The sequence below is a fragment of the Cupriavidus sp. PB-02 genome (assembly GCF_058252315.1).
Genome location: NZ_CM177694.1, coordinates 2055862 through 2082289, shown reverse-complemented (window position 1 = coordinate 2082289; position 26428 = coordinate 2055862). Strand labels below are relative to the sequence as shown.

Below are 26428 nucleotides of genomic sequence, written 5' to 3'. Positions count from 1 at the left end.
ATGGACCGGCTTCCCGTCGAGGAATGGCTCGAACCCGTCGCCTTCATTCCCGGCGCGCAAGGCGGCGATGCGCTCGCCCGCTATTGGCTGCGCCAGGTGACGCTGCGCCTGCGCCGTGAAATCTGCTGGCTGTGGGGCGAGCAGGGGCTGCAGCAGGCAGTTGGCGAAGAGGCGGCGGCACGGCCTGACTTCGCCGACCGTACGCTCGTTGCCCTTGACCTGGCACGTTATGCGCGCAAGAAGCGCGAGTTCTTCGACAACGACGTCACGGCGCGCTACCTGAGCGAACGCATTGCGCTGCCGCCACCGCTTCCATCCGCCTGTGCCCGTGGCTCATTTGGCTGGGTAACCGAGACCCTGCGGCTGCAGCCCGTGGAGTGCTTCCTGCTGGCCCTGGCGCTGCTGCCCTGCCTCGACAGCGCCAGCTCGCACGTGATCGCGACCTGCAATGGCGATGCGCAGCGTGGCGACCCGACACTGGCGCTGGCGCAGAGGCTGTGGGACGAGCCGGACGCGGTGGTTCGCGAACTTGGCCCCGGGCATGTGCTGGCCCGCCACGGCCTGCTGGCACTGGTGGCCGGGCCCGGGCACGCGCTCTGGCAGGCGCCGATGACCGTCGCGCCGCTGGTGGCGCGAGAGCTTCTGTTTCCAGCCGGCGCCCTGCCCGATGCGCTCGAATGCTTCGACGCGCTGGCGCCGCCTGCAGCGGCGGGGATGCTGGCCGCCCGCGTGTCGGCGACATTGCGGACACCGTCCTCGTCGCACCGCCTGCGCATCGTGCCGCTGGCCGGTGCCGCCGGGGCACCGCTCGCGCAATGGCTGGCCGCCTGCACCGCCACGTTGGATATCGCCACCGTGCGGCCGGCACCCGGATGCGCGCGCGAGCATCTGCCACAGTTGCTGACCGTGGCATGGCTGCGCGGCCATGCCCTGTATCTGCCAGGCAAATGGCTGGGCGTGGCCGGCGACGCCGTGCCGGGCCATGAAGCGGTGGCCGATTCCACGCCGCTCTCCAGCCTGCCGCTGACCGTGTTTATTGGCCTGCAGGATCAGGCTGAAGCCGCTACGACCGCGGGGACGGGGCTGGTGGCAACACTGGCTGCGATGCTGGACCGCGGCGCTGAAGTGCTGCCCACCGTCACGTTGCCGCCCTCCTCCTATGCCGAACGGCTTGCGTACTGGCGCGCCGCGGTGCCATCGATGGCCCGGCATCCTGCGCTGGCGGAAGTGGCACGGCGCTTCCGCTACGAGCACGGTGGCATTGCCCGGGTCGGCGCCGAGTTGGCGTCGCTGGGCCATGCGCCGACCAGCGAAGCGCTGTTTGCCGCAGCGCGCGCCGATCTCGACATGGGCACGCTGGCCCAGCCCGTGGTGCCTCGCTTCGACCTCGGCGAGCTGATGCTGCCGCCGGCGCAGGCACGCCAGATCGACGAGATCGTTGTGGCGATGCGCAACCTGACCCGCGTCCACTACGAGTGGGGAACGGCAAGAGCCTGGAACGACGGCGGGCTGGCCGTGCTGTTCTCAGGCCCGCCCGGCACCGGCAAGACGATGTGCGCCGAGGCGCTGGCAAAGACGCTGGAACTTCCGTTGTACCGGATCGACCTGTCCCAGGTGGTCAACAAATACATTGGCGAGACCGAGAAGAACCTGCGCAGGCTGTTTGATGCCGCCGACACCTCGGACGTCATGCTCTTCTTCGACGAAGCCGACGCGCTGTTCGGCCGGCGCACCGAGGTCAGGGATGCGCATGACCGCTTTGCCAACCTGGAGATCAGCTACCTGCTGGAGCGCATGGAACGTTTCAAGGGCCTGGCCATTCTCGCCACCAATCGCCGCAAGGACCTCGACGAGGCTTTCCTGCGGCGGCTGCGCTTCGCCGTCGAATTTCCACTGCCGGGGCCCGAGGAACGGTTGCGCATCTGGCGCAGCGTGATTCCGCCCGGCGTGGATGCGAGCGCGCTTGACTTCGATTTCCTGATGCGCCGCTTCGCCCTTGCCGGCGGGCATATCCGCGCCATTGTGTTTCATGCCTGCCTGCAGAGCGCCGCCGAGGGCGCGCCCAGGACCCTGACCATGCCGGCCGTGATCCGCGCCGTGCAGCGCGAGTACGACAAGCTGGAGCGCGCCAGCAGCCTCGATCAGTACGGACCCTATGCGCCGCTGGTGGCAGCGGAAAGGAGCCTGCGATGACCACGGACAGGAAGGCGCGCCCGCCGCGGCGCCTGCATATCGACCGCCTCGAACTCGACCTGCGCGGCGTTTCCGCGCTTACCGCCGGGGAGGCGGCCCGCCTGCTGCCCCACGCGTTGGAGCAGGCGCTGGCACAGGCGCTGGCGCTGCACCCGGTGCCGGTCGGCGCTCGCCCCGGGACGACCCGTATCGAAGCCGGCCGCATCGGCCTGGAGGCCGCGCCCGACGCCGCCACGCTCGCGGCGCGCATGGCGCAACGGATCGCCGCCAGCACCGGCCACGGAGAATGACCATGCTGCGCGGCGCCCTGATCGAATATGGCACCCAGTTGCTCGGCCCGATACCGAACGTTGTGATCTTCCAGTTCAATCCGGAATCGCTGTCGCGCAGCCTGCAGATTCCCCCACGCCCCAGCGGCGTGTCGCGGCGCGAGACCAGCCAGGCCGGCGAGCGGACCTTCGAGAAGATCTCCTTCAAGGCGCACTTCAGCGCCGCCAACCTGCTCGACGAGGACAAGGCGGTGGCCAGGATGTTCGGCATCGGCCCGCAACTGTGCGCACTGGAGAAGATGGTGCTGCCTGGTGCCAAGGTTGCCGGCCTGCTCGGCAAGGCGCTCGACGCCATCGGCGATGCACTGGGCCTGGGCGGGGCGGCCGACGCGCCTGCGCAACCGATCCCGCGCGAGAAGTATCCGCGCATCCTGTTCATCTGGGGCCTGACGCGGGTCGTGCCAGTCACCATCGACGCGATGACGATCGCGGAACTGGAGTACGACGCCGTGTTGAACCCCCTGCGCGCCGAAGTCGACCTGCAACTCAGCGTGATCGAGATCGACGACTGCTCGGATGACGCGCTGGGAAAGGGCGCGCTGGAATACACCACGATCGCGCGCGAGGCGCAGGCGATCGCCAACCTCGTCAATACCGCCGACCAGGTCGTCGATCTGATACCGCTGTAAGGCAAGCGCCACTGAGGGCAAGACCATGTTCCTGGCCAATTCCCGTTACGCCAAGGTCGCCACCGTCACGACCACCACCTCGACCGGAGAAACCGTGGTTGCGCTGCGGCTGCGGCGGCTGACGCCTGTCACCGGCGAGCCCCGCACGGTGCAGGCCAGCGACCGGCTCGACCTGATCGCCCAGTCGCAGTCCGGCGATGCCACGCAGCACTGGCATGTGGCCGATGCCAATACCGCGTTGGACAGCCGCACGCTGGTAGCCAATCCCGGCGACCAGCTCGACGTGCCGGCGACCTGAGCGGGAGGCAGCCATGGGCGATCCGCGCCTGCGCATCTGGTTCGGTGACCGCGCTGCGAGCGAGGAGGAGCTGGCGCGCATCGAAGAGATCGAGGTCACGCAGGAAATGGACGCGTTCTGGGAAGCCCATCTGCGCATGGCCCTGTGCCTGGATGAAAGGGGCCGGTGGCTGCACTGGCCGGGCGAGAAGGTCGCGCCATTCTCGCGCGTGCGCATCGAGCTCGATATCGGCAACGGCCGCTTCGCGCCATTGATCGATGGCCCCCTCGTCAACCTCGACGCCAGCCTGGACGGGCAGCCGGGCCGCAGCGCGGCGACCATGGTGGTGCGCGACGACAGCGCCCTGCTCCACCGTGACGAGGAAGTCGAGCCGCCCTTCGAGCATCGCCGGCACAGCGACCTGGCCGACGAACTGTTCCGCCGCTTCGACGCGATCCGCGACACACGGATTGAAGGCACCAGCGCTACGCCGGAAACCACCGTGCGACGGGGTACGGTGCTGCAGTTCCTGCGCGAGCTGGCCCGGCTCAATGACCGCCATGCTTATGTGCTGCCGGGCAGTGAGCGCGGCGCCAGCATCGGCTGCTTCCTGCCGGACCCGGCTGACGCCGCCGACCTGCCGCCACTGCTGATGCTGGGTGATCGCCGCACGCTGGCCAACGCCAGCATCAGCCAGGATCCCGACGGTGGCGAGATCACGCAGGCCAGGGTATTGCGGGTGGACGACCAGGGCGTCACCACGTTCGAGACCAGCGCCGCCGATCTGGGCCTGATGCGCCAGCTGCCGGCGACACCGGTCGACCTGGCCCCGCGCCGCCTGCTGCCGGGGCCGGACAGCGCGCGTGACGACCCTGCCGCGGTGGCGATCGCGCAAGCCCGGCGCAATGGCTATGTCTATCACCTGAGCGGAGAGGCCGTGCCCGGCTGTTATGGCGCACTGCTGGCGCCATATCTGAAGGTGCGCGTCGATGCCGGCGCAACGCCCTACAGCGGCGATTACCTGATCACCAAGGTGGTCCACCGCATCACGCCGTCAGTGCATACCCAGCGGCTCGAAGCCAAGTCCGATTCGCTCACCGAGGTATCGGGCGCTCAGGTCGCCGAGGCGCTCGGCGGCGGCCTGACGCTGTCGGTGTCAGCCAGTGTGGAGATCTTCTGATGATCGATGTCACGGAATCCATTATCGAGGGCCTGGTCGAGCGCACGGGGACCAGCTATTTCGGCAAGTACCGCGGCATCGTCACCAGCGTCGACGACCCCGAGAACCTGTGCCGGATCAAGGCCCGGGTGGACAGCGTGCTGCACGGCCAGGACACCGGGTGGGCGCTGCCGGTGTCGCCGTTCGGTGGTGACGGTCACGGCATGGTGATGCTGCCCGAAGTGGGTTCGGGCGTATGGATCGAGTTCGAGGCTGGACGCCTGGACAGTCCGATCTGGTCCGGCGCCTGGTGGGCCAGCGGCCAGCGCCCCGCCCCCCAGGGCGCGAAGGTGCGCGTGATTGTGTCCTCCCATGGTCACAAGGTGATCCTCGATGACGAGGGCGACGAGCTGAAACTGGTCCACGGCAGCACCGGTGGCCCTGAGATCAGGCTGACCGGCAGCGAGATCGTGCTGAGCTGCGGCGCATGCGAGATCACCATCAGCGCAACCAATATCTCGCTGAACAACGGGCAGATCAAGATCGGGCTGGCAGGGGTCAGCCTGGTCAACGGCGCGATGGCGTTCGGAGTGCCGCCATGATTCCCATCCTGACCAGCACCAGCACTGTGATGTGCCCGCACGCAGGCCAGGCAGTGCTGATCACCAGCAACACCGAGGCGCTGATCGATGGTTGCCCCGCGCTGTTGCAGACCGACGTGCACCCCATCGTCGGCTGTACCTTCGCGCCCGGCGGCGTGTACACGCCCTGCCTGACGATCCGGTGGGTCACCGCCGCCGTGCAGACCAAGGTGCGCAACGTGCCCGTGCTGCTGCAGAACAGCGTTGGCCTGTGCCTGAACGCGGCGCAGGTGCCGCAAGGGCCGGCCATCGTGGTGCAGGTGCAGGCACGGGCGTTCGGAGTCTGATCATGGCACTTTCCAATGGCCGCCATCTGGCCTTCCCTTTCCGCATCGGCGACGACGGCCGCACCGCCGCGCCGGGCAGCGATGCCGAGCACGTTCGCGACGAGGTGCTGCAACTGCTGCTGACCGGGCCGGGAGAACGGCTGTTCCTGCCGGAGTTCGGGGGAGGCGTGCGCACGCTGGTGTTCGAGCCCGCTTCCGATGTGCTGCGCGGCGTGGTGAAGTCGAGCATCACGCAGGCGCTGTCGCGCTGGCTTGGCCACCGGGTGGTGGTCGAACTGATCGACGTGCGCTTCGGCGACGAGGCAGCGGTGCCCGGCACGCAGCCCGAGCTGCTGCTCGATGCGCTGACCGGCGGGCTGGAGGTGACGGTCAAGTACCGGCCCGCCGGCAGTCCGGATTCGCGCGTGATCAGGTTCCAGAGGACCGGGCTATGACCACGGTGATCCACCAGGACAACGCCGACGACCGCGCCGATGTGCTCCAGGCGCACGGCCTGAACGGCATGCGCCTGGCGCTGGTCGCCCTGGCGGCAGGCCCGCAGCCGGCCCAGGCCGATCTCGACCTGCGGTTCTTCAATGACCTGCACCTCGCCGACATTCTCGCCGAGATCGCTGCAGAGCCCGCGCGCGCCGGCCAGATCTTCCGTGTGCGCGGCGGCACACGCGTGCGGGGCGGCCCCGCCGAGGGGCAGGTCAGGGTCACGGCGGTGACGGGCATCGACAACACGCGGCTGGGGCTGCGGGTGGAGCCGGTAGGCGACTATTCCACCTATACGCTCGAACTGGTGTGGGACGCCAGCCGCATCGATCCTTTCTTCAGCAGCCTCGGCTTCAAGTTCCGGCCCGGCTGCTTCACCAATGACTGCGCGCCGCCGCAGGAGGGCCGTCCGCTGTCGCCCGGCCCGGCGATCGACTACCTTGCCAAGGACTATGACTCGTTCCGCCACACGCTGCTGACGACGATGGCGCAGCGCGTGCCCGGCTGGAACAGCACCAGCGAAGCGGACCTCGATCAGGTGCTGATCGACCTCTTCGCCGCTGCCGCCGACGAACTGTCCGACTACCAGGACCGCGTGATGGCCGAGGCGTACCTTGCCACGGTGCGCAAGCGCGTGTCGCTGGCGCGCCATGCGCGCCTGATGGATTACCACCTGCACGAAGGCAACCAGGCCAGTACCTGGCTGGCGCTCGACATTGCCGCAGGCCAGGCACCCTTCACGCTGGATGACCAGGAACTAATCGTCAGCACCGGCCCCAGCCCGGTCGTGGCCGGCACCATCTCGTTCGCCAGCCGCCAGAGTTACCTGCCGGAGGCGGCGCGCCAGCGCCTGGATCCGCTGCTGAACCGCCTGCGCCTGCACACCTGGCGCGACGCGCAGCCGGCGCTGCGCGCGGGCAGCACCGAGGCCGACCTGGTGCCCGTGGGCGGCCTGGCCACGCAGGCGCAGGCCGAGGCGCTGCGTGATCTGGTCCGCACCGGCGCCTGGCGCGACCTCGCCATCGCGGAGATGCGCAATCCGCTGACAGGAGCGCCGCCGGGCCGCAATCCGCGCAAGCGTCAGTGGCTGCGGCTGCGCGCCGGCAACGATGCCGCCGACACGCTGTTCGACCCGGTGATGCAGACCTGGCTGGTGCGGCTGCGCTGGCGCGACGAGGACGCACTGCGCTTCGACTACAGCTTCACCACCTTCTGCGATGGGGTCGCGGTGCCCGACATCTCGCTGTTCTTCGGCAACCTGCTGCCGGTCTACGAGGGTCGTCCGATCACGGTGCGTTTCCACGACGCGGGCACAACCCTGCCCGGCGATTCGGCCACGCTCAAGCATCGCCACTACCACAGGATGAACCGGCATGGCGATGACCACGACTGGATCCTGGCCGCCTTGCCCGACGAGGGGGCGCTGGCCTACCTGCCGGCCGCCGCCTACGGCGTGCCAGGGCGGGCCGAGGGCGAAATTCCAGCACGGTCCACCCTGCGTGTCGAGGTCACGACCACGGATGGCACGACCGATGCGTGGGATGAAGTCGAAAGCCTGGTGCATAGCGACGACTCCCCCGAACAGGGCGATCACTTCATGGTCGAGACCGATGAAAGACGCCGCAGCACGCTGCGTTTCGGCAATGGCCGCAACGGGCGGCTGCTGCCGGCGGGCGCCGTCGTCGAAGCCGGCTACCAGGTCGGCGGAGGTGTCTCGGGCAATGTCGGCGCCGGCCAGCTCACCTTCGTGCAGGAACTGGCGGGCACGCTCGGCGGCGCCGTGACCGCGGCCTGGAACCCCTTCGACGTGACCGACGGACGTGACCCGGAGCCGGTGGAGAAGGTCCGCCGCAATGCCCCCGAGGCTTACCGCGCGCGCCAGCTGCGTGCCGTCACGTTGGCGGACTATGTAGGCCGCGCAGAGGAGGTCCCGGGCGTTTCGCGCGCGGTGGCACGTTATGCGTGGACCGGCAGCTGGCGCACCGTGCGGGTGGTGATCGACCCCGCCGGCACGGTGGCCTCCGGCGGAACCCTTGACGATCGGCTGCGCGCGGATGTGGCGGCACACCTGGAAGCGGTACGGCTGATTGGCGAGGACCTCGAACTGCGCCCTCCCCGCTATGTCCCGCTCGACGTGCGCGTCACCGTCTGCGCCGAACCCGGCTACTGGCGCGAGGACCTGCGCTTTGTGCTGGAGCAGGAATTCTCGGACGGCTGGACCGCTGACGGCCGCCCGGGCTTCTTCCACCCGGACCAGTGGACCTTTGGCCAGGCCCTGCACCGCAGCGCCATCGAAGGCCGGATCCAGCGGGTGGCCGGCATCCGCCATGTGGTCAGCATCGCCATGAAGCGCTTCAACGCACCCACCCCGGGCGCACCAGGCACCGCGGTGCTGGAAATGGGCTTCGATGAAGTCGTGCTGCTGAGCAACGACCCCGACCACCTCGAACGCGGCCTGATCCGCTTCGAGGTGCAGGGCGGGCGGCAATAGGCGGGCCACCGGAGCGCGAGATGCCCTGCGATCCCCTGATCACCGATCCCTTCATCTTCCCGCGCCGCGTGCAGAACCGCCCGGGGCTGCCGCGCATTGCCTATCGCATCGGCCGCTACGATGACTTCGCCGAGGCCATGATCCGGGCCATCGACGCCGCCCCCGCGCTCGCGGGATGGACACACCGCGATGCCGATGATCCGGCTATCGCGCTGCTGCAGGGCGCAGCCATCCTGGGCGATATCCTGACCTTCTACCAGGAGCACTACGCCAACGAGGCCTTCCTGCGCACGGCTGCCTGGCGCGAAAGCGTGGCGGAGCTGGTGCGCCTGACCGGCTACAGGCTGGCTCCAGGCATCGGCGGGCGCGCCACACTGGCCTTCGAGGTACGCGGCGAAGCGCCGGTGACGATCCGCGCCGGCTTCGCGGTCAAGGCCGACCTGGCCGGTAACCCCACCCCGGCGGATTTTGAAACGGATGCCGAACTCACCGCCTGGCCACATCTGGGCCGCTTCCATCTGTACCGGCCGCGGCGCTATGCCGCCACGCTGCCGGCCGGCACGCGCCGCCTCGAACTGGCCAGCGTAGCGGGTGCGGGCGACAGCATCAGCCTGGGCGCGTTCGAGCTCAAGCCGGGCGACAGGCTGCTGCTGTTGCCCCCCGAGCCTGGCTGGACCAGCGCCGGCTCGACGCTGTCGGCACAGAAGGCAGCGCAGCTGGTCAAGATCTCCAAGGTCACGCGCCTGCTTGACCGCGTGCTGGTCGATCTCGACGGCGGGCTGGACGAAGCCTGGGATGCCCCGGTTACGGCATACCGCATCGGCCGTTCGTTCCGCCATTTCGGGCATAGCGCCCCGCCACAGATCGCGACGCCCACCACCGGTCCCGGCGGGGCCGTCACGGGCACGCGCATCTCGGCAACTTCGTTCGACCGCCATGTCGATGCCAGCCACGACTGCACCAACAGCAGTGCCTCCTTCCCGCTGGCGCCAGCCGATGTGCCGCTCGACGTGGAAGTCAGCGACCTGGTGCCTGGCACCCGCCTGATTGTGCAGACCCGCGTGGCGGCGACCGCCTCCGGCACGCGCTTCGCGCTGTGCGTCGCGCGCATGCTGCGCACGCTGCGCGCGGGGGCGCTGGGCTTCGGCAATCTCAACGGACCCACCACCGTGCTGACGCTGGACGCACCGCTGGTCAGGCAGGTGATGTCGCCATGGCCGCTGTCTGACGTGCGCGACTGGCGCATCCACGAAGTCACCAGTCCGGTGCTGGGCCTGCGCCCCGTGTCCGATCCGCTTGCCACGGCGTTCGGCAGCGGCACCCGGGCGCTGCGCTTCTATGGCACCGCGGCGCAAGCGCGGGCGCTGGCCGGGCGACGCCTGTCACTGTCCCATGCGGATGGCCGCGGCCTCGACCTGGTCTGCCTCGACGCACCGGACGATTTCCCCGCGCTCGACCCGGACCCGCCGCGCCTGTGGCCGCTGAGCTTTGACCGCGCGCCAGCGCCATTCACGCGGGCCGACTTCGACGAGACCAAACCCACCGTGACGGTGTTCGGCAATCTCGCCGACGCCTCGCAGGGCAAGACCGAACGCGAGGCCTTCCTTGGCAATGGCGACAGCCGCCAACGCTTCCAGACTTTCCCCTTGCCGAAGGCGCCCCTGACGTATCTGCTGGAAGCGGGCGCCACGCCGCCGCAACTGCCCGAACTGCAGGTCTGGGTCAATGACCGGCTGTGGACGCGGGTCGATTCCCTGTTCGGGCGTGGGCCCGCCGATACGGTCTACATCGTTCGCGAAGACGCGCAGCAGCGCAGCTTCGTGCAGTTCGGGGACGGCGAGACCGGGGCGCGGCTGCCTTCGGGCGTCAAGAATGTGCGCGCCATCTATCGCAGCGGCACCGGTGCGCGCGGCGCCCTCAAGGCCGGCGCCACCCCGACCGCGAGCGAGCGGCCGCCAGGCTTCGACAAGCTTGCGCTGGCCGGCATCGTCTCAGGCGGCGCCGACCCGGAGGACCTGGAAAAGGCCCGGGAGGCGGCACCGGGAAAGGTGCAAAGCCTGGGCCGGCTGGTCAGCCTGCGCGACTATGAAACGGAGACACTGTCGATTCCGGGCGTGGTCACCGCCACGGCCTCATGGGACCTGCATGCCGGGGTGCCGGCCGTGATCCTGCGCGTCCTGCTGGCAGCCGGGCGCGAGGCGGAGTTCAGCACCGTGCGCGCCGCCATCGTCAAGGCCCAGCGCTGCCGCGGCCCGGATCGCTTCGCGCTGGTGATCGAGCAGGCCAGGCTGCGCCACGTGTTCCTTGACCTGGTCTATGCCTGCGATCCGCGCTTGCGGCGCGAAGTGGTGGAAGACTCGCTGCGAGCCGCGCTGGGGCTGGCGGGCGATACCGCAAACGAGCGTACCGGGCTGTTCGGCCTGCATGCGCGCCGTCTGGGCGATGGCGAATATGCCAGCCGTGTCGAGGGCCGCGTGCAGAATGTGCACGGCGTACTGTGGTGCAAGGTGGCCGCGTTCGGCCGCTTTCCGACGCCGGCCGGCGCCGCCGCCGCGACGGCTCCGGTCACGCAGCCCTTGCCCCCAGCTCCGCGCCCGCTGGCCGCCAGGCTCGGTTGTGCGCCAGCCGAACTGCTGCAACTGGCCGGCACACACCTGACGCTGGGCGTCGCGGCCGAACCCGTCAGCGGAGAGTGCGAATGAGTGATCCAGGCGATCGGTCCACCATGCCGCGCGTGCCGCTGTTCGACCGGCTGCCGGAAATCTACCGCAGCCGCGACACCGAGCAGTCGCCGCCGGACCCGCTGCGTGCCTACCTGGGCGCGGTCGAAGGCGCGTTCGGGGCCTTGCACGGGAACATTGCCCAGTTGTACGAGGACCTGTTCATCGACACCTGTGACGACTGGGTCATTCCTTACCTGGCCGACCTGCTGGGCACCAGCCACCTAAAGGGCGAGCCGCGGACGCTGCGCGCGGACGTCGCCGACACCATCGCGTTGCGCCGGCGCAAGGGCACGCTGGGCGCCGTGGAACGGCTTGCGGTCAACCTTACCGCCTGGGCCTGTCGCGCCGTCGAGCTGCGCGAGAACCTCGGCTGGGCGCAGCACCTGAACCACCAGCGGCCGGATCGCGGCGGCACCGCTGCGCTGCGTGACCCGGCCACGCTGGCGCTGCTGGGCACGCCTTTCGATCCCTTCGCATACAGTGCCGACGTCAAGCCCGCCTTCAGCGACACCCGCCATGTCAACCTGCCAAACCTGGCGGTGTTCCTGTGGCGCCTGGCCGCCTACCGGCTGCAGCCCGCGCAGCCCCTGGCCAAGGGCGTCGGCGACCTTGGGCCCCAGCCAGCCGGGCTGGCCCGCTTCGCGCTGCGCTTCGACCTGCATCCGCTGGACCTGCCGGTGCGGCTGTTCAACACCAGCCGCCCGGGGTTCCTGCGGCAAAACACATCGGGCGGCATCATCGCCCCGCTGACCGAGGCGGACGCAGTGCCCGGCCCGATGGCCGACGCACGCCTGACGACGGGCTCCCCCGGCGCCAGGCCACAGGCCTACGTGGCGGTGGACTTTTTCAACGAGGCTGCGAGTCCCCCCACCGGCTTCGATCTCGGCGATGCGGGCCTGCATCTGTTCCTGCCGCAATCGCTTGCGCCTCTGCTGATTCCGCCGCCGCCGCAGACTGCGTGGCAATGGCTCTTCCGCGGTGACAACCTGTGCGCCTGGGAAAGCGGGCTGCGTCGGCCGTTGCGTCATGGCGAGATCGTGATCGATCCCGACCTGGGGCGCGTGATGATCGGCATGGGTAGCACGGCCCAGGCCGACCTGCTGATCACGCCCCAGGGGGTTCCCGGTATCTACGCAAGCTTTACCTACGGCGCGGTCGGGCCGGTGGGCGCGCATCCCGTGTCCCGGGTGTTCCCGGCTGATGACAGTGTCGAATTGCGGACGGTGGGCGCGGTCAGCGGAGGCATCTCGCTGCAGGACGCGCTTGACGGGCTCGACACCGTGACGCGCCCCGTGGTGATCGAGATCAGCGACAGCCATGTGCATCGCATCGACCTGGCGGCACTTGGCGGCACCAGCGTCGACGGCGGGCTCTCGTTGCGGCTGGCGAGATCCCTGACGATCCGTGCTGCCGGCGGCCAGCGCCCGGTCGTGCTGCTGGCGCAGCCCCTGGGATTCCGGCCGGTGGCCGCCGCTGCAGCGACCACGGTCGCTCCTGCAGTCCGGCTCGAAGGGCTGTACCTGGCCGCCGACGAAGCGGCGCCGTTCCCGGCCGATGGCCCGTTGATCGGCCGCGCGGCGCTCGCGCGGCTCGAAATTGTCGGCTGCACCCTGGCACCGGGTGGTCATGCGCTGCGCGATGGCAGCCAGGCGCCACGCAGGGCCGCCATGCGGCTGGCCAACGGTTATGGCTTTGCCGACCCCGACGATGTGCTCGCGTTCGCGCCGACGCCTGACATCGTGATCGCCGACAGCATTTGCGGCAGCCTCGCCATCGACGACCGCTACCGGCTCGACCTGCAGCACTGCATTGTCGATGCCTCGCCGCGTGACGATGATGCGCCCGACACCGTCTTCGCGATCGCCGCCGCCACCGATGCCGCCAACAACTGGGGCGCGCCATTGCAGTTTGACGGACTGACCTGCTTCGGCGCGGTGCGCACCAGCGCGGTCGGCGGGCTCGGCGGGATCTTCTCGCAGCGTTTCGCCGTGCTGGACAACCAGCATGGCTGCATCAAATGGAGCTGGTTCAGCGGCGACGGCGACCGGTTGCCGCCCAACCACTTCTGCCTGGATGGGCGCGACGCGCGGCTGGTCTTCACGTCGCGCAGGTTCAACGATCCCGGCTATGCGCAGATTGCGCGCGAATCCGATGCGCGCATCCGCACCCTCGGGCCCGGCGACGATGCGATGGGTGCGTTCGGCTTTCTCTTCGAGGCGCACAAATGGACCAATCTGCAGGTGAGGTTGCGGGAATTCATGCCCATCGGCGTGCGGCCGCTGCTGCTGCCGGTGACCTAGAAAAATGACTGCAAACTGAACGGGGCTGCCATGCAAGGCGACTTCTCTGCTCTCTATTTCGACCCTCACGAGCATGAGCGCGGCGTGAGCGCGCCCGCGCAGGGGCCGCTGCGCAATATCGAGGGCGTGCTGCACCAGCAAGGCCGCGTGATGGATGACGCCGACCTGACCGAGGGCCAGCTGCTTGCGCTGTCATGGCACGGCCAGGCCGGCCGCGACATCATCGGCGAAGGCGTGTGCGCGGTGCCTGCGGCAGAACCTCAGAGTTTCGCCGTCACCTCGTCCTTCGTCGAGGATGGCGAAGTGCATGTCACCGTCAGGCCGGGACGCGCGTGGGTCGATGGCATCCTGACACGGTTGCCCGGCGCGGCGGCCGCCCCTGATGCGCCTCTCGAGCGGCGGGTCCGCTACTACGGACCACCGCTGGCCGACCCGCTGCCAACGCCCGACCAGATCGACGATGGCGTTCGCGACGCGGTCATCGTCGAGGTTTCCGAGGAAGCATTGCACGGCTTCCAGTATCCGGAACGGCTGATCGAGCCGGCGTTGGGCGGCCCCGATACGGCAGAGCGCGCCTTTGTCAATGTGCGCTTCCGCCTGCTGCGGCTGGCCGAAGGCGAGGACTGCGCATCGATCGCCGGGCGACTGCGCGACGACCCTGCCCGCAAGGGCCGGCTCAGCGTGACGCTGGCCCCCGTCACGGCGATTCCGGGTGATTGCCCGGTGGTGGGCGGAGGTGGCTACCTTGGCTTCGAGCACAACCTCTATCGCATCGAGATCGCGCAAGGCGCGACGGGTGCCCCGGCGCGCTTCAAATGGAGCCAGTGGAACGGCGGACTGGCCGGACGCGGCCGCTTCGACGCCACGCTGAACCCGCCGCGCGTGGTGATCGACGCCGGCCGCGCCGCCATTGTCAACGCCGGCCTGGCCAACTGGTACCTGGAAGCGCTGCAATATGACGAGCTGGATGGTGCATGGAGCGTCGTCTACGCGAGCACCGCGACCCTCAATACCGACCACGATCTCGAACTGGCGGTGCCCCCGGTGTATGGCGCCCTGCCCGCAACCACCGAACCGGTTTTCTTCCGGCTGTGGAACGGGCTACGCGATATTGCCGATTTCACCAACGCCGCCAATCCGGTCGAGTTGCGCGATGGCATCCGGCTGGCCTTCGACACGCCAGCCGCCGGGAACTTCCAGCCCGGCGACTACTGGACCTTCAGCGTACGTGCCGGCGAAATTCCCAATCCGGCGGTGTTGATCGATGATGCACCCCCGACCGGCGTGGTCCGCCACCGCGCCGCGCTGGCCGAGATCAACTGGACCGGGCGCCGCAATACCACGATCTCGGGCAGTATCGAGGACTGCCGCCAGCGCTTTCGCCCCCTTACCCGGCTGCAGACCTGCTGCACCTATCGCGTCGGCGACGGGCGGCGCAGCTTCGGCGACTTTGAGTCGATCCAGCAGGCAATCAACGCGCTGCCGGCCGAAGGCGGCCAGGTCTGCGTGCTGCCCGGCGATTTCACCGAGAGCATCGAGATCGTTCGCCGCCGCAATGTCACCGTGACCGGCTGCGGCGCGCGCAGCCGTGTCCATGGTGCCCCGCCGCGCGGCGAGGCGGACAGCGCGCCGCCCGTGTTCCACGTGCGCGGCGGACAGAACATCCGCATCGATTCGCTTGCCGTGCTGGCGCATGAACGCGGGCCGGGACTGGTGCTGGAAGGCGGTGATCCGAATTTCGGGCGCGACCAGCCGGTGCCAGATGCGCTGGTCGGCGTGATCCTGCAGGAACTCGACGTCAGCGCCGCTGCCGCCAGCGCCATCCGCGTGCTCAATGCGCGCCAGCTCATGCTGAGCGGGTGCCGGATCCGCATGCGCGACAGTGCCTGCCTGGACCCGGCCGTGTTCGCATTGGGCGATGACATGCTGATCGAACGCAACCGGATCGAGGTTGCGGCTGGCCAGCCCAGAACCGATGAGCCGGTGCTGACAGCGGAGTTGCCGGCGGCGACGGCCGTCACGGCTGCCACGGCTGCCACGGCTGCCACGGCGGCCATGGCGGCCATGGCTTTCGCGCCCGGATCGCTGAGCCGGGGCGGCCTGCAGATCGGCGGCACCTCGGACCGGGTGCGCATTGCCGGCAACCTGATCCGCGGCGGCGCGGGCAATGGCATCACGCTCGGCAGCCTGATCTTTATCGACGACCGCAACGAGCCGGTGCCGCCGATACGCTGGCCGCGCCCGCGCCCCGTCGACCCCTGCGATCCCAGGATGCCGGCCAGCAGCGTGCTGGTGGCCATCCCGGTGGACATCGGCGAAGGCCGGGTGCGGGTGGCCTCGGCCGGTACGCTGAGCGAGATCGAGATCGCTGACAACCGCATCCACCAGATGGGCATGAACGGCATCGGCGTGGCCGGCTTCTTCAACCTGGCCGAGGCCGACGAGTTCGTCACGGTGGAGGGACTGGCCATCGCCGGCAACGACATCCGCGGCTGCCTGCGGCGTCCGCTGTCCGAGATCCCGGAGGCGATGATCGACAGCATGGGCTATGGCGGCATCGCGCTGGCCGACGTCGAGCGGCTTGTCATTCGCGACAACGTGATCGACGACAATGGCCCCAGCCACCTGGAGCCGGTCTGCGGCATTTTCGTGCTGCATGCGCAGGGGCTGGAGATATCGCGCAACCACATTGCAGGCAACGGCGCCAGAGCCGCTCCGGGCAATGTAACCACCAACACGACCACCAGCGTCGCCAGCAGCGCTGCCGCCAGGATCGGCCGGCGCGGTGGCGTCAATATCGTCTATGCGGTCGCGCCGGTGATGCCGGTGCGCGTGGGCGCGCAGGTGCTGCCGGTCCAGAGCGGCGAACCAGCGCTCACCATGCACGGCAATATCGTCAGCGCGCCGTTGGGCCAGGCGCTCAGTGTGACGGCGCTGGGACCCGTGTCGGTGCACGGCAACCAGCTGACCAGCCATGCGATAGTGCGCGGCGCGGGGGCGACCTTCGCAGCGGCCACGGTGGCGATCCTGAACCTCGGCATGTCGGCCGAGCTGTACCTGCAGTTCCTCGCCTTCTCCTCGATTGCAAAGGGGGCACTGGCCACCACCGGCTTCTCCGCGCGGCCGGGACTGGACGACGAGCGGCTGGGCGCCTACCTGGCCGGCGGCAATGTGCTGTTCGCGGACAACCAGTGCCTGCTGGACCTGGTCGAGACCGGTGCCACGTTGTCGCTGTCTTCGATCGCCGTTTTCAGCCTCGACGACGTTGCCTTTGCCGACAACCAGTGCGACTGCAACCTGCTCGACGACGTGGTGCTGGTGCATGCGCTCCTGTTCGGCTTTTCGCTGCGGGCCTGCAACAACCGGCTCAAGGAGTCGCTGCTGCGCGCGAAATTCTCCGCGGTGACGCTGGGCATGCTCAACGCCACCACCTTCAACCAGACCACGCACTGCATACTGGCGCGCGCCTTCTTCCCCGCCTACCTGCAGGGTGGTCCGAATACCGTGCTGGTCGATCCGCTGGGTACCGGCCTGTGCGAAGGCAACGGGCGGATCCTGACCAATTTCGGCAAGACCACTGGAGTCATCAGCAATGGCTGACAACACACGTAGCTGCGATGCCAGCGGCATCCCGGACGAGACGGTGGAGAAATCGCTGGAAGGCCAGATCGCCAGCCTCGACCCGCAGCGCGCTGCCGCCTTCGCCGGCCTGCAGACCGTGCGCACCACCCGCGCCAGCGGCTACGCGCGCGAGCAGCGGCGGCTGGCACTCAAGTACGGCAGCGACAATCCGCGGGTGGGCGCGCTGGCCGACCGAATCAGGAGCAACGCAGGACTGCTGCGCGACATCGGCTTCGAACAGACCCGCGCCGGCACCGGTGTGCCGGCCGTGGACCAGGACGGCTATGTATTCCACGGCTTCGTGCGGGACCGGCAGGGCAAGGGCTTGCCTGACCTGACTGTTGCCCTCTACGACGACAAGGGCAACTGGATCCGCGAAATCGGCTTTGGCTGCACCGACGCGCAAGGCTATTTCCTGCTGCGCTACCAGGGCGGGCAGCGGAATGGCACCGGGACTACCGTCAACATGGCGGCCGCCGGGGAAACGGACGCGAAGCCGACGACCCGGGCCGCTACTGCTGCGCAATTGAATGCACGCATCCATGTGCTGGATGCCGCGCAGAAGACCCTGCAGGTCGAGGCAGTACCGTTGCATCCTGTGCTTGGCCAGGTCGACTTCCGCATCATCGTACTGGGCGCGCGCGATGGTGGCGTGTGCACCATGCCGCCCCCGGTCGCTGCGCCGGCGCCAACACCAGCACCAGCACCAGGAGCAGGAGCAGGACCGGCGCCAACGCCCCCCGCCTCCTCAGCACCCAGGACACCACTGGACAAGCTCGAGATCGATGCCACCACGCGCAAGCGACTCGACAAAGGTGGCATTGTCGACGTCGAAGGCATCCTCGAAGCCGACCCGGCCAGGCTGGCCGAGATTGTCGGCGACCGCGCCGTGGCGGCGAAACTGCTGGATCAGGCGAGAAGCATCGTGCCGGCGGATTTCTCCGTGGCGCGCACCGGGCCTGAAACCGCTCCTGCCCCTTCCGCAGCTCGGCGGAAGAAGACAAGGAGCGACAAGCCATAGGTGCTGCTCATGTTCGCGCCAGCCCGCCAAAATCCAGCACCAAAGCCGGCAATGTCCCGGCAACCGACGCGGAAACCCGCGCCGGCGCCGGCACCTGTGCCGGTGCCGCACCAGGCGCCAGCCTCGCTGCTGCAGCGCAAGGCCGCCTGCGCCTGCGGCGGCTCCTGCCCGCGCTGCAAGGCAAAGGCTGCTGGCCTGACGATCGGACCCACCGATGATGTGTTTGAGCGCGAGGCGGACCAGATGGCGCATCGGGTCATGCGCATGGAGCCTGCCCGGGGCAACATCCGGCCAGCTGCCGCAAGCGTGCAGCGCAAGTGCGAACGGTGCGGCGTGGAGATCGACGAGGACGACGCGAAGGTGCAAAGGAAGCCTGCCGGTCGGGCCTTAAACATGCCTGCGGACGCGCCGGCAAGCGTCGCCGAAGTCCTGCGATCCCACGGCCATGCGCTCGATGCCCGCGCGCGCGCCTTCTTCGAGCCGCGCTTCGGGCAGGACTTTGCCACGGTACGGGTGCATGCCGACGCCGCCGCCAATCGCTCGGCGCGCGAGGTGAACGCCAGGGCCTACACGGTTGGCCGCGATATCGTGTTCGGCAGTGGCCAGTACGCGCCGCGCACCACAGCGGGGCAGCACCTGCTTGCCCACGAACTGACCCATGTGGTGCAGCAGTCCGCGGCGGGCGCCGGCGTGGCGCGCAGGAACATCGTGCAACGCCAGCAGGGCGAGATGGAGGGTGAAAGCGACGACGATATCGATGTCGGCCAGGTCGAGCCCTCCACCACGCTGACCACGCCGCCACCGGAGTTCGGCGAGCGCACCGGCGAACCGGCCTGCCCGCCCGTGCCGACGGGCCTGGGCAACCTGCAGCCGGACCCGCCCTGCCCGTCCAGCGCCGAAAGCATCGCCGGTATGCACTTCCAGTTCTGCCTGGACTCCGATGTCTTCAAGGACCAGGCGCAGAGCGACAACCTGCGCAGCTTCGCCCGCAGCCAGCGCGCCGACTCCATCTTCAAGGTGCATGGATATGCCAGCACCGTGGGCAAGGCCGGCTACAACCTCAACCTGTCCTGTCATCGCGCGAAGCGGGCGGCGCGCGAACTGCAGAACGCGGGCGTGCCTTCGCAGCAGATCGAACTGGCGGCGCAGGGTGAAACCTCGGATTTCGGACCCAATCCGGCCGACAACCAGACTGTGCTGGTGGGGGCCTATGCGCCGGCCGGACAGGTCACGCCAAGCGGTCCCGCACCGGCCACGCCGCGCGCGATCGTGGACCGCGCCGTGGCCCGGATCACCGCGCGTGATTACCGGCTGGGCGCGGATGCCTACCTGTCGCGCTGGACCTGTGGCCGCATGCCCAATGCCGCCGAGATGGTGAGCCGGCTGACCATCAAGCTCCAAGGGGAGGCACCCAACGACGTCAAGCCGAACCGCATGGGCCAGGCGGTGCCCAAGGGCTTGCGCGAAATCTGGCTGGGCTCGGGCGTGTTCACCGAATCGAGCGACCCCGTGCTATGCGCCATGGCACGCATCCTCGACCTCGGCTTCCATCACTTCGTCCATGACAGCCTGAATGTTCCGGTGGGCAACACAGGAATCCTGCATCAGGCCGCGCTGTTCTTCGTCGAGCAGGCGGGCATTCCGCCCTGCGAGACGCCTGGTACGCCCAACCCGCTCGACCCAAGCCAGATGGTCGATCCGGCACGGCCCTGGTGGAGCCGGCCTACGGGCGATCCGCTGGCCAATATCCCGACCGGGTGCCCTGACCAGCCCTTGCCCGGCCCGATCGATCCGCAACGCCAGCCGGCGCATCCCGCCGTGCCGCTGACCTTCGCCATCACTGACAGCCGCACCGAAGGTGGCGCCGCGCCGATCCAGGCGCAGGTCGACCCGGATCAGAACGTCGTGCGGATCGCTTCGCCACGGGGGGCCTTCCGTCTTGACGCAACGGTGCAGGCAAGCGGCGATGCCTCGCAGTTCCCACGCTACCAGGTTGGCTACCTGCAAACCATCGTGGCAGACGAGACCGTCGTGACCTACGTCAGCGGCGATGCTGTCCACCTTGCCGTGCCCACGCCGATACGCGACGGTCCCCCGCGGGGCCTGGCACCCCCACCGTGGTTCATGCCGCCCACGGTGGCGACGCTGGACAGCAGCGGCCAGGCCACGATCGGGCTGTCGGACTCTCCTGCCGCCTCGATGGCGTTCACGCTGCTCGACTTCAGCCGGCGTGGCCGGGTGCCGCCGGGAACGGATTTGCGCCAGCAGGGCAACGACCTGGCCCAGGCTACGGTGCGCACCACCTTCAACACCTGGGTGGCCGCACGCCGCGATGATGCGCCGCTGGATCGCTTCTCCACGCATTTCATCCGGGGCCACAAGGTGACATTCTCGATGGACCTGGGCATGATCGGCACCCGCGCCAAGGCCAGCTATGCGTCCGACATCGATACCACGCCGCTGACCGACGCCTCGCCGATGCAACTCGCCGGCCCCACACCGGCCGAGATGCCCCCGTCCTGGCGACTGGTGCGTGTGTCGCCGCCGGTCCCACGCGGCAGCGTCGCCAATGCGGCCGACCTGGAAGAGATCCGCCGCCGCGTGCGTGAGGCAGCCGATGAACTGGAGCCTTTGCGCATCGCCTTGCACCTGGACGGGCCGCTGATGGTACGGGTGCGCTTCGATCGGAATTCCGGCCGCCTGATCCTGGACACGCCAGCCCGCCATGCCACCACGGTCGAGGAGACCGGGCCGGCCGATGAGCGCGTAGGCGTAGGCGAAGGTGGACGAGAGCAGCTGGGGCGGGAATTCACCATTCGGCTGCGGCCCGACCTGGTGGCCGCACCAGGCGTGCCGGACATCAGCGCGGGCATCCCGACCGCGCTGCGCCCCCTGCCGTCCTTCAGCCGCCGCCGCGCCAGTCAGGGGGACGCCAACCCCTTTGCCCCGTCACATGGCATCGGCTTGCTGGCACGGATACGGGAAGAGCAGGAACTGGAGCGCAGCGCGGAACAGTTGCGCACCAATCCTGGCGACTATGACCCGGGGTTCTGGCCCGATGTGCAGGTAAGCATGGAGCGGGAGCGGTACTGCTACAACTTCACCGTGTCGGGTGTCAACATCGACCAGGTCTGCGTCGACCCGACGATGCGCACTGAAGGCTGTGTGCGGCTGTTCTCACGCAACGAGTTCACGTTCCGCGCCACGCCGCAGTTCACCAGCCAGCAGTTGGGCGGCGTGAGGTTCCAATCGCCGGTGGCGCTGTCGGTCACTACCTTCCCTGTGGCATTCGTGATGTTCACGCCCAGCGAAGCCCCCGGCGGCGATACGTTCAACCACGAGATGCACCACATGGTCGACTGCTTCAACCAGGTGCAGGCCCTCAAGGACCGGCTGGCACGGCGCATACGCGCCAGGCTGATGGAACTCCGGCGGCTGGCGGCCGCTCATCCCGAGCTACGCGATTCCCTGCTGTCGCGGCAGGCGATATTCGAGATCGCCTTGCAGGAAAACGCGGCGTTCATGCGCTTCTTTCAGGCGGAATTCCTTGCGCGAGGCGATGCCCTGCACGCTCGCGAGGCTCGTGGACACCTGCCCCCGTACAAGAGCTCGCTGCCTGCCGAGTGGAAAACCTTCCAGGAACCGAAACTGATCGGGGGTACCAAGGGCAGCTTCGATGACAAGCCTTGCTGATCGTAATGCGTGGTCCTGGACGAACGGCGTCGCAGCGCTCCTGGGAGTGACGCCGTCACTCTCTCTGCCGAAGGGCTGCGGCGTGAGCCGGCTCGCGCCCCATGCCTGATATTTTCATCAGCTACCGGCGCGAGGATAGCTCCGCAACGAGCGAGCTCCTGCGCATTCGCCTCGCTGACTTGTTTCCTCGGGACCATGTGTTCCTCGACGTCCAGGACATACCCGCAGGCGCCGACTGGCAGAGGATCCTGTCGGAGAGACTCAGGGAATACGATGTGGTGCTGGCCGTTGTCGGCCCTGCATGGCTCACCATACTCAGGCAGCGGGCGGAGAATGCCAATAGCGACTTCGTCCGGTGGGAAGTGACCGAGGCGCTCCGCCAGAACAAGCGCGTCATCCCCATCCTGATCGACGGGGTGCAACTCCCCCCGGCCAGCGAATTGCCCGCCGACCTCACGCAGTTCGCGCGTTTGCAGACGATGCCGCTGATGCGCGACACCCGCGATCGGGACATTGCCGCAATTGCCGTTGCGGTGGAAGGTGACGGCCTGGTCAACTTCCTCAGTCGTGTCAAGCAAAAGCTCCGCCTTCTCAAGGCAAGCGTGGGTCTGACCGTGGCAATCGGCGCGGCGGTGCTCGGTCTCGGCTGGGTCAGCCTGTTTGATCTGCTTGGCCTGGATACGCGGACCGCAAGCTGGACCATGCTCGTGGGCGACGTGTTGTTTGAGCCGGCGCTTTCGGACGACCTGTTACTCGTTGGCATCGCGCCGCTCCCCGGCGAAACGAGGCGCCTCGCCACCGAACGCCGCGCCGCGTACGCGCGCCTGATCGCCATGGCAACGGAGCAGAAGGTCAAAGCAATCGCCTTCGATATCACGTTGGAAGATGCAAGCCCTGCCGATGCCGCACTGATCGGAGCCGTGCGTGCCGCGCGTGAGCGTGGCACGCGGGTGGTGTTTGGCTTCAACGCGCTCGCCCCCGACGGGAGTCCGGTCACACTTCCGGGACTCGGCGATGCCGGCGCCGCGCTCGGGCTTACCTGTATCGGGCAGAAACTCGACAAGGTCGTCCTCGGCACACTCGCCATGCAGGTGGGAAAGCGCGTTTACGGGTCGTTTGCACTGTACGCCGTCCATGGCGCAGTGAGCATCGAACCTATTCCTGCCTCGGAGAGGTGGCTGCAGTGGAGCGTGGGCGACGCCGAGAAAGCCGTCCCCTTCTCAGTGCGCGAGGTATCCGACCGCCCGGACAAGGAGTGCCCTGCCGAGCCGGTTGATGCCGTCATGGCGCGCTTCTATTTCCCCATGTCACATCGCGAACGCCTGCGCGATCCGCGCAGGCGAGTGCGCGCAGAGGCTTTGCTCGCAAATCCCCCGATCCCGGCCGGAACGTGGCGAGGCAAGGTGATTGTCGTCGGCGCGGAGCACTCGCTCGATCTGCTTCAAACACGCCTGGATCCGGAAGGGCCCGAGCGCTATGGCTTCGAGATCCAGGCCGATGCGGTGAATGCCATCATGACCGGCGCGATCGTGACGCCTGTGGGATTCCTTGTGCAATGGATGTTGTCGGTCGTGATGATCGTCGCTGCCATTGCATATCGCCTGTGGCGCGTGGGCAAATCGCGGCGGCTTGACTGGCTTGTCCTGCCCGCGGCGTGCCTCGCCTACCTGGCCATCATGGTGTTGCTGTATGGCAAGCTCCGCTTGCTGATGGACAGCCTGTATCACCTCGCCGCCTTCGTCGCGACCTGGTGGGCGTTGGCGGCACTGGAACGGAGGTGGTCTCATGACCGGAACTGATCAGCGTCCCAACACGCTTGTTGTTATCGTCACAACCGTGCTGTCCGTCAGCCTGCTTGCCGGTTGTGCCCTGGGACTGCCGCGGACCGGGATACTGCTCTATGCCGATCCGGAAGTCACCGTAGAACGCCCGGGCCAAGGGAAGATCGCCAATACGCCAGGCATGGAGGTCTACGCTGGTGACAGCATCGACACGGCTGGCGGCCAGGCGGTCATCGACTATGACGATGGCAGCGCTGTCATGCTCAATCGCGCAACGCGAGTGCAGCTGGGTTCCATCACGCTGTTTGTTGGCGAACTCTTTGCCAGGATCAAGAGCATACTCAAGGAGGGTGGCGGCCAAGTGGTGACCAACGAGGTGTCGGCATCAGTAGAGGGCACGGAATACGGCGTGCGCCGGATTGGCGGCTATCAGACGGCGGCACCCGGGGCCGTCACCGTCTATGTTCGTCAAGGTCGGGTGCTCTGTGCACCGGGTGTCAGTGGAGCATGGTTGCCCGTTGCGCTCACAGAGAACCTTGCGCTTTCAGCCACAGGAAATCGCGCTCCGCCTGCGCCGCAGCGCGTGGACGCACGTGTCCTGTCGCGCTGGGCCGACGAAGCCGAGCAGCGGCTGTGGAAGCCGCGTCCAGCGCCGGTCGGCTTCAGCATCAATTTGTGGCCTGGCCCGGGATCGCGGACAGATTCAGGCTCTGTGGGAAAGCCGCAGTATGAACCGGCCGGCGGCACGTCGACGAGACCGCCGGCAGCCGTGGGACGATAGTGAGAGGGGTTGTGTCGCAGTAAGGGCTTACTGCGGCAAAGCCAGGAATTCCGCGTCCATGCGATCGAAGCCACGCAGGGCTCTGAGCTCAACCTCCCGGGCATTCTCCGGCACCAACCTGAAAGCGGGTAGCCGTGTCATCAGCGCCTGAACAATCACCCTGCCCTGCATCCTTGCCAGCGCCACGCCCGGGCATCGATGCGGACCCGCCCCGAAGGCGAGATGGGACTTCGCCCTCCGGTCAAGATGAATTTCGTCCTCGCTTCCGAACACTGCCTCGTCGCGATTGGCGGAACCGAGCAACAGCATCACGCGCGAGTTTGCGGGAATGCGGTGTCCGGCCAGCTCAACCTCGGCAGTCGTCACCCGGACCGTCAGCTGCACCGGCGAATCACGCCGCAGCGATGCCTCGATCAGCGCGGGAATCAACGCCGCATCGCGGCGTATGTCGGACACCAGGCAGGGTTGCTCCGCCAGCAGCGCCAGAACATTTCCGACCAGGTAAGTCGTCGTATCCGCCCCGCCTTTCAACAGCGTAACCGTCAGGTCCAGTACGTGCCGAGCATCGACTTCGCCACGGTGACAGGCCGCCATGAAAGTACCCAGGCCGGCATCGGGACAATGCACCGCGGCGCGCCATATCTCGTCGAGCATGGCGTCAAACCTTGCCTTGAGCGATGCGGGCCGGGAACGCGCATTGCACTGGCCGCTGACTTGCAGCCATTGTGCGACGCATGCACGCCAGCGCGTGTCGAGGCCGAAGACCGAGGCCATCACGGCAGCGACAACCGGTTTGCAGACATCCTGCACTATCTCGAATCGATCGCCCTGCACAAGCTTCCCGACAACGCAATCCAGTTCACGACAAGCAGCCGCCTCGCACGCCGCAATCCGGTTCGGTGCAAACAGCCGTCCGACGTGCATTCGCAATGCATCATGCCGAGGGGGATCGGATGCCAGGAGCGTCTCATCATTCGGCAGGATAGAGCCGTCTGCTGGCGACCGGATCTCAAAACTGTCCTGACCGAGAACACAGGAGCTGAAATGCCGATGTTCCCGCAGCACGGTCCGCACATCATCAAACCGGCTGACGATCCAGACGTCGGCTTCAGCATCATGGAAGACCGGCATCTCTCGCCGCAGCCTGGCGTACTCCCGGTAAGGAGCGGGCAATGTGCGAAGCGATTGCGCCGTCATCATGAGCCCACCGCCAACGCATCCGTGAATGAAACCGCCGATGCCCCCAATCGCGGCAACAGCGAATCGAGCGTCGAAGACGGCCCCGCTTCTATGAATGTCGTGATTCCTCGCTCGGCGAACGCGCGAATTCCGGGTGCGAACAGCACCGGCGCCCGAAACATGCGCCACCATCGTGCGGCATCGAAATCAAATGACGTCCAATCTCCCCCCGAAGTCGAAAACGCCTGGCATCGTGCGGGACCGGGGGCGAGTTTCCCTACAGATGCCTCGAACGGCGGATGCCGCTGCGGTAGCAGCGGCGTGTGAACGCCCCATGGCAGGGGAAGAGGATGGACAGGTACACGTCTTTCCGCCAATCGATGACTGACAGACATCACGTCCTCTTTCAAACCGGAGATAACCGTGAGTTCCGGCGCCATGATCGCCGCGATGCTGATTCGATCCGTCATTGCGCGACACGCTGCGGCAGGCAGCCAGACCAGGGCCATGCGGCATTGCGTGGCCACGGGCTCCATCGACTTCCCGCCATGCACGGCGATTCGCAGCGCGTCGCGAAGTCCGATCGCGCCCGTGGCATAGGCAGCGGATACCTCGCCGCAACTCATGCCGATCACCGCATCGGGCCGGATACCGTGATGCACCAGCAATTCAAACAGGCCGATCTGGAAAGCGACCATCAGCGGAAAATTTCTCGGCAGGTCAGTCACTTCGCCATCCCGCTCCCACAGTTTCCGCATGCTCCAACCGGCTTCTTCCACGAGAATCGAATCGCACCGCGCGAGCGTTTCGGCGAAGCGCGCTTCGCGTTGCATCAGGGATCGCATC

The 26428-nt window shown here is 67.8% G+C and carries 18 protein-coding genes; 16 read left to right on the top strand and 2 right to left on the bottom strand.

Features of this window, described 5'->3' with window-relative positions; all coding sequences use genetic code 11:
* The 16 genes from AC10V3_RS09920 (at position 1) to AC10V3_RS09845 (ending at position 24403) form a co-directional block, all read left to right on the top strand.
* Positions 1 to 2193, top strand: a complete 2193-nt coding sequence (locus tag AC10V3_RS09920) for an ATP-binding protein (protein WP_490923603.1) — start codon at positions 1 to 3, stop codon at positions 2191 to 2193.
* The gene (locus tag AC10V3_RS09915) at positions 2190 to 2483 is read left to right on the top strand and encodes a hypothetical protein (RefSeq protein ID WP_022535071.1); all 294 of its coding nucleotides are present in this window, start codon (positions 2190 to 2192) and stop codon (positions 2481 to 2483) included. The genes AC10V3_RS09920 and AC10V3_RS09915 overlap by 4 nt, the downstream gene beginning before the upstream one ends.
* A 2-nt stretch (positions 2484 to 2485) precedes the next feature.
* Positions 2486 to 3151 carry a hypothetical protein gene (locus AC10V3_RS09910; protein WP_022535070.1) on the top strand — a complete coding sequence of 222 codons (666 nt, stop codon included), beginning with the start codon at positions 2486 to 2488 and terminating at the stop codon, positions 3149 to 3151.
* Between the two features lie 25 nt (positions 3152 to 3176).
* The gene (locus AC10V3_RS09905) at positions 3177 to 3449 is read left to right on the top strand and encodes a hypothetical protein (protein WP_022535069.1); all 273 of its coding nucleotides are present in this window, start codon (positions 3177 to 3179) and stop codon (positions 3447 to 3449) included.
* 13 nt (positions 3450 to 3462) lie between these two features.
* Complete coding sequence (locus AC10V3_RS09900) at positions 3463 to 4608, top strand: hypothetical protein (protein WP_349607245.1); 1146 nt, start codon at positions 3463 to 3465, stop codon at positions 4606 to 4608.
* The gene (locus AC10V3_RS09895) at positions 4608 to 5189 is read left to right on the top strand and encodes a phage baseplate assembly protein V (RefSeq protein WP_022535067.1); all 582 of its coding nucleotides are present in this window, start codon (positions 4608 to 4610) and stop codon (positions 5187 to 5189) included. The genes AC10V3_RS09900 and AC10V3_RS09895 overlap by 1 nt, the downstream gene beginning before the upstream one ends.
* Complete coding sequence (locus AC10V3_RS09890) at positions 5186 to 5515, top strand: hypothetical protein (protein WP_022535066.1); 330 nt, start codon at positions 5186 to 5188, stop codon at positions 5513 to 5515. Before AC10V3_RS09895 ends, AC10V3_RS09890 begins: the two co-directional genes overlap by 4 nt.
* Positions 5516 to 5517: 2 nt before the next feature.
* Positions 5518 to 5949, top strand: a complete 432-nt coding sequence (locus AC10V3_RS09885) for a GPW/gp25 family protein (protein ID WP_490923601.1) — start codon at positions 5518 to 5520, stop codon at positions 5947 to 5949.
* Positions 5946 to 8483: a putative baseplate assembly protein gene (locus AC10V3_RS09880; RefSeq protein ID WP_490923600.1), complete on the top strand. Its 2538-nt coding sequence runs from the start codon at positions 5946 to 5948 to the stop codon at positions 8481 to 8483. Before AC10V3_RS09885 ends, AC10V3_RS09880 begins: the two co-directional genes overlap by 4 nt.
* Before the next feature lie 20 nt (positions 8484 to 8503).
* On the top strand, positions 8504 to 11185 hold the full coding sequence (locus AC10V3_RS09875; RefSeq protein ID WP_454751944.1) for a hypothetical protein: 2682 nt from the start codon (positions 8504 to 8506) through the stop codon (positions 11183 to 11185).
* Positions 11182 to 13506 carry a phage tail protein gene (locus AC10V3_RS09870; protein WP_490923599.1) on the top strand — a complete coding sequence of 775 codons (2325 nt, stop codon included), beginning with the start codon at positions 11182 to 11184 and terminating at the stop codon, positions 13504 to 13506. The genes AC10V3_RS09875 and AC10V3_RS09870 overlap by 4 nt, the downstream gene beginning before the upstream one ends.
* Before the next feature lie 30 nt (positions 13507 to 13536).
* Positions 13537 to 17106, top strand: a complete 3570-nt coding sequence (locus AC10V3_RS09865) for a hypothetical protein (protein WP_490923597.1) — start codon at positions 13537 to 13539, stop codon at positions 17104 to 17106.
* Entirely contained in the window at positions 17099 to 18148 is a 1050-nt protein-coding gene (locus tag AC10V3_RS09860; protein WP_022535060.1) for a helix-hairpin-helix domain-containing protein, read from the top strand. The genes AC10V3_RS09865 and AC10V3_RS09860 overlap by 8 nt, the downstream gene beginning before the upstream one ends.
* A 51-nt stretch (positions 18149 to 18199) precedes the next feature.
* Positions 18200 to 21841, top strand: coding sequence for an eCIS core domain-containing protein (locus AC10V3_RS09855; RefSeq protein ID WP_454751941.1), 3642 nt, complete (start codon positions 18200 to 18202; stop codon positions 21839 to 21841).
* A 101-nt stretch (positions 21842 to 21942) separates the two neighbouring features.
* Positions 21943 to 23640, top strand: coding sequence for a CHASE2 domain-containing protein (locus tag AC10V3_RS09850; protein WP_490923595.1), 1698 nt, complete (start codon positions 21943 to 21945; stop codon positions 23638 to 23640).
* Positions 23627 to 24403, top strand: coding sequence for a FecR domain-containing protein (locus AC10V3_RS09845; RefSeq protein ID WP_022535057.1), 777 nt, complete (start codon positions 23627 to 23629; stop codon positions 24401 to 24403). Before AC10V3_RS09850 ends, AC10V3_RS09845 begins: the two co-directional genes overlap by 14 nt.
* Before the next feature lie 27 nt (positions 24404 to 24430).
* Here the strand turns inward: AC10V3_RS09845 and AC10V3_RS09840 are convergent, their stop codons facing one another.
* Positions 24431 to 25603, bottom strand: a complete 1173-nt coding sequence (locus tag AC10V3_RS09840) for a cytochrome P450 (RefSeq protein ID WP_490923593.1) — start codon at positions 25601 to 25603, stop codon at positions 24431 to 24433.
* Positions 25600 to 26415, bottom strand: a complete 816-nt coding sequence (locus AC10V3_RS09835; RefSeq protein ID WP_041681049.1) for an acyltransferase domain-containing protein — start codon at positions 26413 to 26415, stop codon at positions 25600 to 25602. The genes AC10V3_RS09840 and AC10V3_RS09835 overlap by 4 nt, the downstream gene beginning before the upstream one ends.
* Between the last annotated feature and the right edge of the window lie 13 nt (positions 26416 to 26428).